At 36.9% G+C, this 16,205-nt stretch carries 8 protein-coding genes; all 8 read left to right on the top strand.

From position 1 onward, the window contains the following. Positions 1–111 precede the first annotated feature (111 nt). On the top strand, positions 112–2,586 hold the full coding sequence (locus FLACHUCJ7_RS07650) for a glycoside hydrolase family 2 TIM barrel-domain containing protein (protein ID WP_180908492.1): 2,475 nt from the start codon (positions 112–114) through the stop codon (positions 2,584–2,586). Positions 2,587–2,709: 123 nt separating this feature from the next. Beyond that, positions 2,710–5,109 (top strand): glycoside hydrolase family 31 protein, encoded by a 2,400-nt coding sequence (locus tag FLACHUCJ7_RS07655; protein ID WP_180908493.1) that lies wholly within the window; start codon positions 2,710–2,712, stop codon positions 5,107–5,109. Positions 5,110–5,187: 78 nt separating this feature from the next. Next, the gene (locus tag FLACHUCJ7_RS07660; RefSeq protein WP_180908494.1) at positions 5,188–7,194 is read left to right on the top strand and encodes a glycoside hydrolase family 97 protein; all 2,007 of its coding nucleotides are present in this window, start codon (positions 5,188–5,190) and stop codon (positions 7,192–7,194) included. A gap of 81 nt (positions 7,195–7,275) precedes the next feature. Continuing rightward, the gene (locus FLACHUCJ7_RS07665) at positions 7,276–8,832 is read left to right on the top strand and encodes a GH39 family glycosyl hydrolase (protein WP_180908495.1); all 1,557 of its coding nucleotides are present in this window, start codon (positions 7,276–7,278) and stop codon (positions 8,830–8,832) included. 102 nt (positions 8,833–8,934) lie between these two features. Then, a complete protein-coding gene (locus FLACHUCJ7_RS07670) occupies positions 8,935–11,163 on the top strand; it encodes a glycoside hydrolase family 3 C-terminal domain-containing protein (protein ID WP_180908496.1) in 2,229 nt (742 codons plus the stop codon). A gap of 47 nt (positions 11,164–11,210) precedes the next feature. Further along, a complete protein-coding gene (locus FLACHUCJ7_RS07675; protein WP_180908497.1) occupies positions 11,211–12,707 on the top strand; it encodes a cellulase family glycosylhydrolase in 1,497 nt (498 codons plus the stop codon). Positions 12,708–12,914: 207 nt separating this feature from the next. Beyond that, positions 12,915–14,168 (top strand): glycoside hydrolase family 5 protein, encoded by a 1,254-nt coding sequence (locus FLACHUCJ7_RS07680; protein ID WP_219634076.1) that lies wholly within the window; start codon positions 12,915–12,917, stop codon positions 14,166–14,168. A 23-nt stretch (positions 14,169–14,191) separates the two neighbouring features. Further along, positions 14,192–16,138 carry a sialate O-acetylesterase gene (locus FLACHUCJ7_RS07685; RefSeq protein WP_180908498.1) on the top strand — a complete coding sequence of 649 codons (1,947 nt, stop codon included), beginning with the start codon at positions 14,192–14,194 and terminating at the stop codon, positions 16,136–16,138. Positions 16,139–16,205 lie beyond the last annotated feature (67 nt).

Consider the following 16,205-nt stretch of genomic DNA (forward strand, 5'->3'; position numbering starts at 1 on the left):
CAGTTTAAGATTAAAAAGTACAAGAATAAATACATGAAAAATAATAATTTACCCTCCAGTAATTAGTTGAAATAATTATCGGTAAATTTATTTGAACTAATCTAAAGAAAGATGAAATATTTGAATTTTTTAAAGACATTTACAATTTTGGGACTTTTTACAGTTTGTAGCTGTAATAAGAAAAATACTGATTTTGAAAACCGAAAAGTCTCTTTTAATTCAGATTGGAGTTTTCATCTAAATGACAGCCTTGTTGATAAAGATACTATAGGAACTTCTACAAAATGGAGAACTTTAGATGTTCCTCACGACTGGAGCATCGAAGGAAAATTTGATGAAAAAAGCCCGGCCGGATATGGAGGCGGATCGCTTACCGGAGGTTTAGGCTGGTACAAAAAAATATTTAAAGTCGCTGCAGAAGACAGCACAAAAATAACTTCAATCACTTTTGACGGTGTTTACAGAAACAGCCAAGTCTGGGTAAACGGACATTTTTTAGGAAAACGTCCAAACGGATATATTGGTTTTCAATATGAAATGACTCCATACTTAAATTACGGAGACAAAAACAACGAAATAATTGTTAAGGTTGACAATTCAAAACAACCCAATTCACGTTGGTATTCGGGTTCAGGAATTTTTAGAAATGTGTGGATCGAAACAACAGACAAACTTCGCGTTGGACAATGGGGAACTTACATTACAACTCCAAAAGTTACGTCTGAAAAAGCTTCAGTAAATATTGAAACAACGATTAAAAATCAATATAAAGAAGGTAAAAAGGTAAAATTAACGACAACTATTTTTAAAGAAGATACCAAAGTAACATCGGTTACTCAAGATATAACAATCAGTGCAAACGGAAATCAAATTGTAAAGCAATCGGCTGAAGTTGCAAATCCTGCATTATGGTCAGATCAAAAACCTGAACTGTACACAGCAGTTACCGAAATTTCGTTTGATGATAAAATCATTGATGAATACAAAACCAATTTCGGAATCAGAGATTTTAAATTCGATCTGAACCAAGGTTTTATTTTGAATGGAAAACAAGTCAAAATAAAAGGAGTTTGTATGCACCATGATTTAGGGCCGTTGGGTGCTGCAATTAATACGCGCGCAATTGAACGTCAGTTAGAGATTTTGAAAGAAATGGGGGTGAACGGAATTAGAACGTCACACAACCCACCTGCACCCGAACTCCTCGATCTTTGCGATAAAATGGGGTTCATCGTGATGGATGAAGCTTTTGATATGTGGAAACAAAACAAAACCAAATACGATTATGCGAATGATTGGGACAAGTGGCACAAACAAGATTTAATCGATCAATTGCTTCGCGACCGTAACCATCCAAGTATTTTTATGTGGAGTATCGGAAACGAAATTCCGGAACAATGGAACGAAACCGGAATTGAAATTGCGAAGGAATTAGCAGCAATAGTACGTTTAAATGATAAAACACGACCGCTTACAGCAGGAATGAATCCGCCGGTAAATATGAATATTGATGCAATGACTTTGCAATTCGAGAAAAAGAATGTTTCGATTAATCCGCTTGCCGGATCTGGTGTTTTAGATTTGATAGGATACAATTATGCGCATCAGACTTTCGAACATCATCAAAAAAACTTTCCAAATACACCTTTCATTGCAACAGAAACAACTTCAGGTTTACAGACAAGAGGATATTATGATGCGGTTTCAGATACCATCAAAAAATGGCCGGTTAGCTGGGATAAAAAATTTGAAGGAGGAAATCCGGGAAATACCGTTTCAGCTTACGATCAGGTGCAAACGCCTTGGGGATCTACGCATGAAGCAACCTGGAAAATTATAAAAAAACATGATTTCTTAGCCGGAATGTATGTTTGGACAGGTTTCGATTACATCGGAGAGCCAACTCCGTACGAATGGCCATCGGTAAGTTCGTATTTCGGAATTGTAGATTTAGCCGGTTTTCCGAAAGACGTGTATTATATGTACCAAAGCGAATGGACTAACAAAACGGTTCTTCACATTTTCCCACATTGGAACTGGAAAGCCGGACAAACTGTTGACGTTTGGGCCTACTACAATAATGCTGATGAGGTAGAACTTTTTGTAAACGGAAAATCAGTTGGAAAAAGAAGCAAAAAAGGAGATGATTTACATGTAATGTGGAGAATACCATTCGAAGCAGGAACGCTTAAAGCAGTTTCCCGTAAAGGTGGAAAAGTGGTTTTAGAAAAAGAAATCAAAACTGCCGGAAATCCTTCGCAATTAAAATTAACTGCCGACAGAAGCACCATCAAAGCAGATAAAAATGATTTGTCATTTGTAAACGTTGATATTTTGGATGCGAATAGAACTCTGGCTTCAAATGCCAATAACGAAATCCATTTTTCATTAAAAGGAAACGGAAAAATCGTAGGCGTTTGTAGTGGTGATCCGGTTAGTCATGAATCTTATAAAGGAACAAAACATACTGCTTTAGCCGGAAAATGTCTGGTCATTGTTCAGTCTGGAGATAAATCGGGAAGACTGGAACTGACCGCTAAAGCGAATGGATTAAAAAAAGCCACAATTGTAATTACAACTGAATAACGAGTCACCACTCCTGCAAGGTTTTTAAAACCTTGTAGGTATAAATTATAAGTTTCAAATAAATAAAAACCTACGAGGTTTTCAAAACCTCGCAGGAAAACTAACATCTAGAATTATTAACCAATGAAAAACTTACAACTAACCGCATTGTTTTCGGCCTTTATGTTTGGATGTGTTCTGACGCCAAAAGCATCAGCTCAAATTCAGAACGCAGACGTACTAAATGCACCAATAGATATCAGCAAAGATTTTCAGAATTATCTGAATACCTTTTATTTTGCGGATGAATTGGCCTCTTTTGATCCTGCAACTGGAAAAGGAACGATAAAATATTTGAGATACAACTACAAAACGCGTCAGGCTTTCAACAACATGATGATGAAACCTGATACAGAAAAACCAAATGAATTCCCGACAACAGAATATGAGGTTTCTCCGGTTTTGCCGTTCGAAATTCAGTTTGTTTCAGACAGAACAATTCGTATCAAAACGACTTCTGGTCCACAGTTTCACCCGCAAAAAGAATCTTTGATGCTGATTGACGGCGTTGCGCCTAATCATCCTGAATTATGGAAATATTCTAAAATCGAAGGCGGTCACAAATACACCAGCAAACATGGAGTTGTCGAAATTTTGACAAAACCATGGCACGTTAAAATTTACGATGAAAAAGGAAAACTGCTGACCAGCACGCTTCACGATACCGATTTTAAAAATACCTATACACCGACACTTCCGTTTTCTTATGTTCGCAGAAACAGCGATTATTCCAGAAGTATGGGCGCAGCGTTCAGTTTAGAACCTGATGAAAAAATATTTGGTTGTGGAGAATCTTTCACGCAGTTCAACAAACGCGGTCAAAAAGTAGTTTTATGGACAGATGATGCGAATGGAATCCAAAATGAAACGATGTACAAACCGGTTCCTTTTTATATGAGCAGCCGTGGTTACGGAGTTTTCATGCATCATTCAACACCCATTACAGTTGATTTTGGAAAATACTTTGGAAGTGCCAACGAAATGTATATTGGCGATGACGAAGCTGATTTGTTTTTCTTCATCGGCGAACCAAAAGATATTTTAGATCAATACACCGATTTGACCGGAAAAGCTGCTATGCCGCCACTTTGGTCGTTTGGTTTCTGGATGAGCCGAATCACTTATTTCTCAGAAAAAGAAGGACGTCAAGTTGCTCAAGACTTACGTAAATATAAAATTCCAACCGATGTTATTCACTTTGATACCGGCTGGTTTGATGTAGACTGGAGAAACAATTACGAGTTTGCAAAATCCCGTTTTCCGGATGCTACAAAAATGATGTCTGATTTAAAAGACGATGGTTTTCATGTATGCCTTTGGCAATTGCCTTATTTCACTCCAAAAAACACATTGTTCAATGAAATCATGGACAAAAATCTGGCAGTAAAAGACCGTAAAGGAAATCTTCCGTATGAAGATGCTGTATTGGATTTCTCAAATCCGGAAACTATTTCATGGTATCAGGGAAAATTGAAAAAATTATTTGATGAAGGTGTTTCGGTTTTCAAAGTAGATTTTGGAGAAGCCGCTCCGCCGGACGGAATTTATCATTCAGGAAGAACAGGTTTCTACGAACACAATTTATATCCGTTACGTTATAATAAGGCTGTCGCCGAAATCACACAGAAAGAAAAAGGATACACTTTAATCTGGGCGAGAAGTACTTGGGCAGGAAGTCAGCGTTATCCTTTGCATTGGGGTGGTGATGCTGAAACAACAAACGGTGCCATGTCGGCAGAATTACGTGGCGGACTTTCATTAGGTCTTTCCGGTTTTAGTTTCTGGAGTCATGATGTGGGAGGATTTGCAACAAAATCTCCTGAAAATTTATACAGAAGATGGGCACCCTTCGGAATGTTTACTTCACATGTAAGAAGCCACGGTGAACCTCCTCGCGAACCTTGGTTATACAGTAAAGATTTTCTGGAAGGATTTAGAAAAGCAGATAATATGCGTTACGAATTAATGCCCTATATCTACGCTCAGGCAAAAGAAAGTTCTCAAAAAGGATTGCCAATGATGCGCGCTTTGTTCGTAGAATATCCAAATGACCCGGGAGCATGGTTGGTTGACAATGAATATTTATTCGGATCAAGTATGCTGGTTGCGCCTCTTTTTGAAGAAGTTGGAGAAAGAGACGTTTACCTTCCAGCAGGGACATGGATTGATTACCAGACCAAAAAAGTATATGAAGGTGGATGGCACAAAATTAAAGCAGGCGAAGTACCAATTGTAGTTTTGGTTAGAGACGGTGCAGCTATTCCACATATTGCACTGGCACAATCAACAAAAGATATGGATTGGAGCAAATTGACTCTGAAAGTATTCGCAAGTGACAAAACCACTTCGGCGAAAGCCCAAGTATTTTTACCAGATGGAGATACTGTTCAGGAAATTACAGTTACTAAAAAAGGAAATGCTTTTGATATAACACCAAATACCTTAAACGGAAAAACCACTTTTAAAACCGAGTGGCTAAAATAGGTTTTGTTAGAGTTAGTTTTATAAATCGGGTGAAATCTGCGTCACCCGATTTATTTATAAAAGATTAAATAAAATACCATGAAAAAATACCTTTTCCTTCCCGCTGTACTACTTTCAATAACTTTTGGATATAGTCAGAAAAATAAAAATGCTTACGAACTGGCATCGCCAAACGGAAAAAACAAAATCAAATTTGAGCTGGTAAAAAATGCTCCGAAATATGCCGTTTCTCACGGAAAAACAGAAGTGATTTCTCCATCTGAAATGGGATTTGTACTGAAAGGAAACGAAGACTTAAGTGCTAACTTCGAAATTAAAGGAGCAAAAACATCTACGTTTGATGAAACCTGGGAACAGGTTTGGGGAGAAAAGAAAAACATCAGAAACCACTATAATCAGCTTGTAGTCGATTTACAGCAAAAAACAGGAAACAAAAGAAAACTGCAAATTCAATTCCGTGCTTTTGATGATGGAGTGGCTTTTAGATATGTGTATCCAAAACAAAATGTAAAAGACAGTATTTTCATCACGGATGAAAAAACCACTTTCAACCTGAAAGAAGACGGAAAAGCATGGTGGATTCCGGCTAACAGAGAAAACCGTGACGAATATTTGTTTGAAGTGGCGCCGGTCAGTAAATTGGATACTGTCTTAACACCGCTTACTATCGAAAGCAAAAGCGGATTGGCTTTAAGTTTTCACGAAGCAAATTTGATCGATTTTGCCAGTATGACGTTGGTGAATAATAAAGGAACAGAACTAAAATCAGATTTAGTGCCTTGGCCTGACGGAATTAAAGTTCGTGTAAAAGATACGTTCACTTCCTCATGGAGAACAATTCAGATTGGAGAAAATCCTGGAGAATTAATTACCTCGTATTTGGTTTTAAACTTAAACGAACCAAATAAATTAAAAAATATAAACAGTTATTTCAAACCTTATAAATATTTAGGAATCTGGTGGGGAATGCATATTGGGAAATATACGTTCTGGGAAAGCGACAAACAAGGCGCAACGACAAAACATGCTGAAGAATACATTGATTTTACAGCAAAAGAAGGTTTTAATCATTTACTAATAGAAGGCTGGAACAAAGGCTGGACGCCGGGCTGGTACGAAAACCGTATGCACATGTTCAGCTTCACAAAAAATGCCGATAATTTCGACCTTGAAAAGGTGGTTGAATACGGAAAGAAAAAGAACATAGAATTAATCGGATATCACGAAACAGGTTCAAATTTAATTAACTATTTAAAAGAAGTTGACGAAGGTTTTGCTTTGTACAAAAAATTAGGAATCCACACCGTAAAAATTGGTCATGTAGGTTCTAAATTAAATATGAAGCAAATGCACTTCGGACAATTTGGAGTGAACTATTTTAGATATGTTTTAGAAAAAGCAGCACAATACGATTTAGCGGTTTTATATCATGAATCAATTAAAGATACCGGAGAACGCAGAACTTTTCCAAACATGGTTTCAAGAGAAGCGGCAAGAGGTCAGGAATACAATGCCTGGAGTGAAGGAAATCCGCCAAATCACTTAAGCATTATTCCGTTTACAAGATTACTTTCCGGACCAATGGATTTTACACCTGGAATTTTCGATGTTGAGGTAAAACAAGGTTATCCGGGAAAAAGAATTCAGGGAACGGTGGGGCAGCAATTGGCATTGTATGTAGTACTTTATTCTCCAATTCAAATGCTAGCCGATCTTCCTGAAAATTACGAAGGAAAACCAGCGTTGCAATTCCTAAAAGAGGTTCCGACAGATTGGGAAGATACCAAAATCATAGAAGGTAAAATTGGGGAATACATTACCACAGCAAGAAAAGACAGAAACAGTGCCGACTGGTATTTAGGAACTTTAACAAATGAAAATCCAAGAAACGTAAATGTTTCATTATCATTTTTAGATCCAAATGCAACTTACGAAGCACAGATTTATGTTGATGCTGAAGGAACAGATCAAAAACACAATCCGGAAGCAGTAGCAATTTCGAAGAAAACAGTAAAATCTACAGACTCGCTGAAATTAAATTTAGGAGGAGCTGGAGGAGGTGTGGTGAGATTTAAAAAGTTGTAATCAATTCATTTTTTTCGTTATAGATACACAGCTAGAGACGCACAGCAGTGGGTCTAACATTCAGAATTAAAATATTTTTAGATGAAAAAGCTTCTTATAATAGCGGTTCTTATTAGTTCAATCCATTTGTTTGGACAAGACCGAACCATAAAAGTAGATTTCAACAAATCTTCGGGAAAAATAAACACCATGTTCAAAGAATGTATTGGTGCCGGAAGAGCAAATGAAGGATTACGTGCAGATTGGCAGCAGCAATTGGCAATGGCAAAAAAAGAATGTGATTTTAAATACATTCGTTTTCATGGTTTATTGTCTGATGACATGGCGGTTTACCGAGAAGATTCAAAAGGAAATCCGGAATACAACTATCAATATGTAGATGTTTTGTTTGATTTTATCGTGAGTCTTAAAATGAAACCTTTTGTTGAATTGGGTTTTATGCCTAACGCACTGGCAAGCGGAAGTGAAACGATTTTCTGGTGGAAAGGAAATGTGACACCTCCAAAAGATTATAAAAAATGGGAAGATTTGATTCGGAATCTAACAGCACATTTTACAGAAAGATACGGAGTCGAAGAAGTAAAGACCTGGTATTTTGAAGTTTGGAATGAACCGAATCTAACGCCCGGTTTCTGGACAGGTACACAGGCAGAATATTTTAAATTATACGATTATGCAGCCAGGGGTATCAAAGATGTAAATAAAGATTATAAAGTAGGCGGTCCGGCAACAGCCGGTGCTGGGTGGGTTCCGGAGACAATTGAATTTGCGGCTAAAAATAATGTTCCGCTGGATTTTATTTCGACACATACTTATGGAGTAAATCAGGGTTATCTGGACGAATTTGGAACCTCCGGAACTGTTTTGAGTCCAGACGTAAACAGCATTAGCGGAGATGTCATCAATTCGCGTAAGCAGATCACCAATTCGGTTAAACCAAATCTGGAATTACATTACACAGAATGGAGTTCATCTTATACACCGTCAGACCCTATTCACGACAGCTACCATTCGGCAGCGTATATTTTACAGAAATTAAAACAGGTTGGCAATGCGGCGAACTCAATGTCGTACTGGGTTTTTACGGATATTTTTGAAGAAGCAGGCCCTAGATTTACACCTTTTCACGGAGGTTTTGGTTTGCTAAATACACAGGGGATTAAAAAACCGGCCTACTTCTCTTATTTATTATTAAACAAATTAGGAGAAACAGAACTTCAAAATACGGATAAAGCTTCATGGGCAGCTAAAAATGCAAAAGGAGATTTTCAGCTTTTATTTTGGGATTTTACCAATACACATCCGGGTGACAAAGTTTGGAATCAGACTTATTACGTCAAAGATTTGCCTTCAAAAGAAAAAGGAAAAGTAAAAATTGAAATTGAAGGACTGCAAAAAGGGAAATACATTCTGGAAATCTACAAAGTAGGTTATAAATCAAATGATGCTTATGCAGATTATTTGGCGATGGGCAAACCGACGCAGTTAACCAAACAACAGGTTATTTCGCTAAAAGAAAAAAATAATGGAGATGTAATCGCAACAGAAAAAGTAACGATAAATACAACAGGAACTTATAGTAAGGATTTCAAGATAAATGAGAATGACGTTGTCTTGTTTAATCTGATAAAACTATAATTAGAACAATGAACATAAAATAAACCAATAATAAAATTTAAACACCACGATTTTAAAATTTTAGTGAGAATGGGATTTTAAATCTATTAACGAAAATGATCTATGAAAAACAAAATTTTACAACTGTCAGCATTCATGGCTTTTGTGGTTTTTACTTCCGGTAAAAATTACGCACAAAATTCAGGTGTTGCTCAAAAAGCATATACAGGTAAAGAAATACGGACAGGATTTGATGCGAAAATTGATAAGTTAATTTCTCAAATGACACTTGAGGAAAAAATCGGGATGCTGCATGGCAATAGTATGTTCACGTCCGGCGGTGTAAAGCGTTTGGGGATTCCGGAACTAAAAATGGCAGATGGCCCGTTAGGAGTTCGTGAAGAAATTTCAAGAGACAATTGGTCTCCGGCAGGTTTAACCAATGATTTTGCAACCTATTACCCGGCGGGAGGAGGATTGGCTGCTACGTGGAATGTAGAGATGGCGCACAAATTCGGAACCAGTTTGGGAGAAGAATTACGTGCAAGAGATAAAGACATGCTGCTTTCGCCTGCAATTAATATTGTGAGAACACCACTGGGAGGAAGAACATATGAATACATGTCTGAAGACCCATTTCTAAATAAAAAAATTGCGGTGCCTTTGATTGTTGGTTTACAGGAAAATGATGTTATGGCGTGTGTAAAACATTACGCAGCCAATAATCAGGAAACCAATCGTGATTTTGTAGATGTGCAAATTGACGAGCGTACTTTGCGCGAAATCTATCTTCCTGCCTTTGAAGCTTCTGTAAAAGAAGGAAAAGTCTATAGTATAATGGGGGCTTACAATAAATTCAGAGGTGAATATTTATGTGAGAATGATTATATGCTCAATAAAATACTTCGTGATGAATGGGGATTTAAAGGTGTTGTAGTTTCAGATTGGGCAGCGGTACATTCAACAGGAAAAGCTTTAAAGAACGGTTTAGATATCGAAATGGGAACACCAAAACCATTCAACGAATTTTTCCTGGCCGATAAATTAATCGCAGCAGTTAAATCAGGAGAAGTTTCAGAAACAGAAATTAATCTGCATGTAAAACGTATTTTACGAACCCTGTTTCAGGTAAAAGCGATAGATGGGAAAAACCGTGCTAAAGCAAGCATTGCAACCGAAGCACATTATCAGGACGCTTATAAAATAGCAGCGGAAGCAATTGTCTTACTGAAAAATGAAAATAATGCATTGCCTCTAAAATTAGACGGGGTTAAATCTGTTGCGGTAATTGGAAACAATGCAACCAAGAAAAATGCATTAGGCGGATTTGGAGCCGGTGTAAAAACCAAAAGAGAAGTTACCCCTCTTGAAGGATTACAGAACAGATTGCCTTCATCGATAAAAATTAATTACGCCGAAGGATACTTAGAGCGTTACGAAGAAAAAAACAAAGGTAATTTAGGGAATCTTACATCGACTGGTCCTGTAACAATAGATCAGTTAGATCCGTCTAAATTACAAGAAGCAATAGAAGCAGCTAAAAATTCAGATGTAGCTATCATATTCGCAGGTTCAAACCGTGATTATGAAACTGAAGCTTCAGACCGAAGAGATTTACACTTACCATTCGGACAAGAAGAATTAATCAAAAAAGTATTAGCCGTTAATCCTAAAACCATTGTGGTTATGATTGCCGGAGCTCCTTTTGATATTAATGAAGTAAGCAACAAAACTTCAGCTTTAGTCTGGAGTTGGTTTAATGGTTCTGAAGGTGGAAATGCTTTGGCTGATGTACTGTTGGGGAAAGTAAATCCATCAGGAAAATTACCATGGACAATGCCTAAAAATCTTATGGACTCTCCTGCACATGCAACAAACAGTTTTCCAGGTGACAAAGCAGTAAATTACGCTGAAGGGATTCTAGTAGGATATCGTTGGTTTGATACTAAAAAAATTGAACCGTTATATCCTTTTGGATACGGATTATCATATACCCGTTTTGCTTTTGAAAATGCTAAAGCAAATAAAACACTATATGCTTCAGGTGAAACGATTTCTGTTTCAATTAATGTTAAAAATACGGGTAAGACAGATGGAAAAGAAGTTGTTCAGTTATATGCTTCAAAATCTGATTCAAAAGTAACGCGAGCTGCAAAAGAATTAAAAGGATTCAGAAAAGTATTTGTAAAAGCCGGCAGTTCTCAACCGGTAACGATTCAGGTTCCGGTTAAGGAACTTGCCTACTATGATGTCGCTTCAAAGAAATGGATAGTAGAACCGGGAAAATATACACTGAGTCTGGGGAATTCTTCAAGAGACATCAAAAAAGAAATTATAGTAAACATTAAATAAAAATTCAAATAACCGCCACTTTATTAACTTAAACAACCAAATTAACAATGAAAAAAATAATAAAAATGTACTTATTAAACACGATTTTGTGTTTATCTTTTTTGGGTATCCTCGCCTGTAGTTCCGATAAGGAAACTTCGGAGGAAACAGATCCAATAGTAAAAACCCTGACCGTAAATGTCAATAAAGTTGAGCTTGACAGTAAAGCTAACAGTGCAGATGTAATTGTTGCCACAAACAGCACAGGATGGTCAGTAAGTACATCAGATGCAACCTGGATAAAATTTTCTCCAGCTACGGGTGTAGCGGGCAGAACAACAGTTACGATTTCTGTTTTAGAAAACACCAGTTCTGTAACAAGAACGGCAGATGTTACTATCAGTTCCAGCGAAGTAGCTTCGGTAAAAATAACCGTTTCGCAAGCAGGAAAGACAGGTTTATATCCGAGCTATAATACGAATCCAATTGCAGCAGATGCTACAGGTATGAGCAGTACTGCTGTACAATTGGCCGCTAAAATGAAATTGGGCTGGAATATCGGAAACACTTTAGAAGCGACTGGAAGTGAAACGGCCTGGGGAAATCCAAAAGTTACAAAAGCACTAATCGATCTGGTTAAAGCAAACGGTTTTAATGCTATTAGAATTCCGTGTTCATGGAATCAATATGCTAATGCTACAACAGCAAAAATTAATACAATATGGCTGGACAGAGTTAAAGAAGTTGTTCAGTATTGTGTTGATAATGATATGTATGTAATTGTAAACATCCACTGGGATGGCGGATGGCTGGAAAGAAATGTTACCGAAGCCAAGCAATTAGAAAACAACGCTAAACAAAAAGCTTTTTGGGAGCAAATTGCAACACACCTACGCGGATTTGATGAGCATTTACTTTTTGCAAGTGCTAATGAACCGGATGTTACGAATGCCACAGGAATGACTGTACTTAAGTCTTATCATCAGACTTTTATTGATGCTGTTCGTTCAACAGGAGGGAAAAATGCGTATCGTAATTTAATTATTCAGGGACCCTTGACAGATATTGAAAAAACAAACGAATTGATGACATCATTACCTACAGATCCAGCTGCAAACCGTATGATGGCTGAGGTTCACTTTTATCCGTATCAGTTTACCCTGATGACCGAAGATGCTGAATGGGGTAAAATGTTTTATTATTGGGGAGCAGGAAACCATTCCATTACGGATACTTCACACAATCCAACCTGGGGGGAGGAAGCTGATGTGGACAAATTTTTCTTAATGATGAAAACACAATTTGTAGACAAAGGAATTCCTGTAATCTTAGGCGAATTTGGAGCAATCAGACGTAATTTAACCGGTGATGCGTTAACCTTACATCTAAAATCAAGAGCAGCTTTTTATAAATATGTTGTTAAACAATCAAAAGCAAATGGTTTAGTTCCTTTTTACTGGGATGCAGGAAATCTGGGAGTAAACACAATGTCTTTATTTGACAGAAGCAATAATACCGTATACGATTCACAGGCATTAACAGCCTTACAGGACGGGTTGAAATAAAAAATTATTAAAAGCTCTACAGTTATTTACAAAACTAATGACTAATTAACTGTAGATTTCTTTTATCAATTTTAAAGATTATTTTTTACATCAGATTTTTTTAAGCCATTATTTCTTTTTCTTTCAGATTTGAAATAATGGCTTTTACTCCTTTAATAAAAAAATATTATACTTTAACTTATTCATTTAACGAAAAAATTAAATATCATGAAAAAAACATTTATGAATTGCCAAATTACATTTTTATTGTGTTTGGGGTTATTAGCAAATCTTTCCTGTAGTAATGATGTTCCTGAGCAAAAAAATACTGCAGAAACGAATTCAGCTGTATCAGTTTCAACTTCAAAATTACCAAATTATAATACAAATCCATTACCGGCTGATGCTTCAGGCATGGGGAGCGATGCCAAAACTATTGCTTCAAAAATTAAAATAGGCTGGAATATCGGTAATACGATGGAAGCTACCGGCGGTGAAACGGCTTGGGGAAACCCAAAAGTGACCAAAGCATTAATAGATTTAGTAAAAGCGAAAGGGTTTAATGCTGTAAGGATTCCATGTTCCTGGAACCAATATTTGGCTAATTCGACAACTGCTCAAATAAAATCAGATTGGATGAACAGGGTTAAGGAAGTGGTAAAATATTGTAATGATAACGGAATGTATTGTATTGTAAACGTGCATTGGGACGGCGGATGGCTGGAGAACAACATTACAGTAGCAAAACAAGCAGAAAACAACGAAAAACAAAAAGCATTCTGGGAGCAAATTGCTACCAGTCTTAGAGATTTCAACGGATTATTACTTTTTGCAAGTGCTAACGAACCAAATGTAGACAATGCAGAACAAATGGCCGTACTTAAATCTTATCATCAGACTTTTATTGATGCGGTGCGTTCTACAGGAGGAAAAAATGCTTACAGAACCTTAATCATTCAGGGACCGGGAACAGATATTACAAAAACAAACCAATTAATGACTTCTTTACCTACAGATAAATTAGCAGGTCGAATGATGGTAGAAGTACATTATTATGCGCCATGGCAATTTGCTGGTTTGACTCAGGATGAAAGTTGGGGAAAAATGTTTTATTATTGGGGAAATGGATTTAAATCTACAACCGATACCGGCAGAAATGCAACCTGGGGAGAGGAATCTGCAGTATCAGCCGATTTTAAACTAATGAAAACACAGTTCGTAGACAAAGGAATTCCGGTAATTTTAGGAGAATTTGGTGCCATTAGACGTTCTTCATTAACCGGAGATAATCTAACGAAACATTTGGCATCACGTGCTTATTATTTAAAATATGTAGTGCAACAGGCAAAGGCTAATGGTTTAGTACCTTTTTACTGGGATGAAGGAAGCATGACAAATAATGGTTTTGGAATAATCAACAGAACGAACAATACCGTTTTTGACACTAAAGCACTCAATGCTTTAATGGATGGTTTAAAGTAGAATCTGATTTATAAAAAATCAAAATGAAAAAAAACATAGTAACCTTTATATTGTTTTTTTCTTTGTTTGCAAGCGCCAATGTCAGAATGCCTTTGTTGTTTTCTGACGGAATGGTGCTGCAGCGCAATAAGGAAATTCCGGTTTGGGGCTGGGCAGATGCCAACGAAAAAGTAACGATTCATTTTAACAAACAAACCAAAACCATACAGGCTGATACAAACGGAAAATGGATGGTTAAACTAGCTGCAGAAAAAGCCGGAGGTCCTTTTGAATTATCCATTACAGGAAAAAATAAAATTACTATTAAAGATATTTTGGTGGGCGAAGTCTGGATTTGCAGCGGACAATCCAACATGGAATTCCAGATGTATAAATTGCCTGATTTTGAAACTCAAAAGAATCAGACTAATTATCCGATGATTCGTCAGTTTGTTGTGAATCAGGATTTAAGCGAAACTCCAAAAGAAGATTTAAAAGCAGGAAAATGGACAGTTTCGAACAAAGAAAATATTCGCGATTTTACGGCAGCAGGTTTCTTTTTTGCTAAAAAGTTATATACCGAATTAAAAATTCCAATCGGAATTATCAATACATCATGGGGCGGAACCAATGTAGAAACCTGGACAAGCCACAAAGCATTTCAAAATAGTGATGAATTCAAATCGATAATTGCCGAAGTTCCAACTGTTGATATGGATGCTATTTCCGAAAGCTATAAGAAATCCATTTTGCAAAATCTCAAAAAAGTTCAGGGTTTTGATGTTTCCATGGAAAATGAAAACCAATTTAAGGAATTCGGTTTTGATGATAAAAATTGGCCCGAAATAAAAGTCCCTTCACTTTGGGAAAATCAGCAAATAGGCAATATCGACGGAATTGTATGGATGCGAAAAATGATTGTTTTAACTGCTGAACAAGCCAAAAGTGAAGCCGTTTTGCATCTGGCAAAAGTCGATGATGAAGATCAGACTTTCGTAAACGGAATCCAGATTGGGACTAACAATATTTGGGACAAGCAAAGAATTTACAAAATTCCGGCAAATGTCTTAAAAGAAGGAACAAACGTAATCGCAGTCAGGATTACAGATTACAGTGGCGGCGGCGGAATTTACGGAGATCCTGCTGATTTGAAAATTCAATTTAAGGACAGTAATTTACCTCTCGAAGGATTCTGGAAATTCAATGTTGTTCAGGTAAAAATATCCGTTTCGCCAAACAGTTACCCTTCATTATTATACAATGCTATGGTAAATCCGCTGGTTCCGTATGCGATTCAGGGGGTTTTATGGTATCAGGGTGAAGCGAATGTCTGGAGAGCAAATCAATACAAAAAAGCATTTCCGTTAATGATTCAGGACTGGAGAACAAAATGGAATCAGGGCAATTTTCCTTTTTACTATGTACAGTTGTCAACTTTTGATGAATTTGGAGGGAATAGTAAAAAAGGAAGCCGTTGGGCAGAACTTCGCGAAGCACAATCGGAAACTTTAAAAGTACCCAATACCGGAATGGCCGTTACTACAGATATCGGAAACGCAAAAGACATTCACCCAACCAACAAACAAGATGTGGGACTTCGATTGGCAGCAATTGCACTGAATAATGTTTACGGTAAAAAGCAAGTTTTTAGCGGTCCTACTTATAAATCTCAGGAAATAAAAGAGAATCAGATTATTGTGACTTTCGAAAACATAGGAGGCGGATTATCAAAACCAAATAATTCCGAATTAAAAGGTTTCGAAATCTCCGGTGCCGACAAAGTTTTTTATTCTGCGAAAGCAATAATCAAAGACAACAAAATTATCGTTTCAAGTACTGAGGTTTCAAATCCCCTAGCAGTTCGTTATGGATGGGCGGATGATGATACGAATATCAATCTTTACAATAAAGAAAAATTTCCGGCTTCGCCCTTTAGAACCGACAATTGGGAAATGATTACGGCCAATGAAAAATATAAAATCAGCAAATAAGACCTCAGATGAAAGAACAATTTTATTATGCATCTCCCTGTTTCGTTTCCCTGAAAACCTGAACTAC

This window comes from Flavobacterium salmonis, from assembly GCF_903819435.1.
Taxonomy (GTDB): Bacteria; Bacteroidota; Bacteroidia; order Flavobacteriales; family Flavobacteriaceae; genus Flavobacterium; species Flavobacterium chungangense.

Bases quoted from the DNA above. Each gene is read 5' to 3' on its own strand.
- FLACHUCJ7_RS07650 (WP_180908492.1), top strand. From the start codon at position 112: ATGAAATATTTGAATTTTTTAAAGACATTTACAATTTTGGGACTTTTT.
- FLACHUCJ7_RS07655 (WP_180908493.1), top strand. From the start codon at position 2,710: ATGAAAAACTTACAACTAACCGCATTGTTTTCGGCCTTTATGTTTGGA.
- FLACHUCJ7_RS07660 (WP_180908494.1), top strand. From the start codon at position 5,188: ATGAAAAAATACCTTTTCCTTCCCGCTGTACTACTTTCAATAACTTTT.
- FLACHUCJ7_RS07665 (WP_180908495.1), top strand. From the start codon at position 7,276: ATGAAAAAGCTTCTTATAATAGCGGTTCTTATTAGTTCAATCCATTTG.
- FLACHUCJ7_RS07670 (WP_180908496.1), top strand. From the start codon at position 8,935: ATGAAAAACAAAATTTTACAACTGTCAGCATTCATGGCTTTTGTGGTT.
- FLACHUCJ7_RS07675 (WP_180908497.1), top strand. From the start codon at position 11,211: ATGAAAAAAATAATAAAAATGTACTTATTAAACACGATTTTGTGTTTA.
- FLACHUCJ7_RS07680 (WP_219634076.1), top strand. From the start codon at position 12,915: ATGAAAAAAACATTTATGAATTGCCAAATTACATTTTTATTGTGTTTG.
- FLACHUCJ7_RS07685 (WP_180908498.1), top strand. From the start codon at position 14,192: ATGAAAAAAAACATAGTAACCTTTATATTGTTTTTTTCTTTGTTTGCA.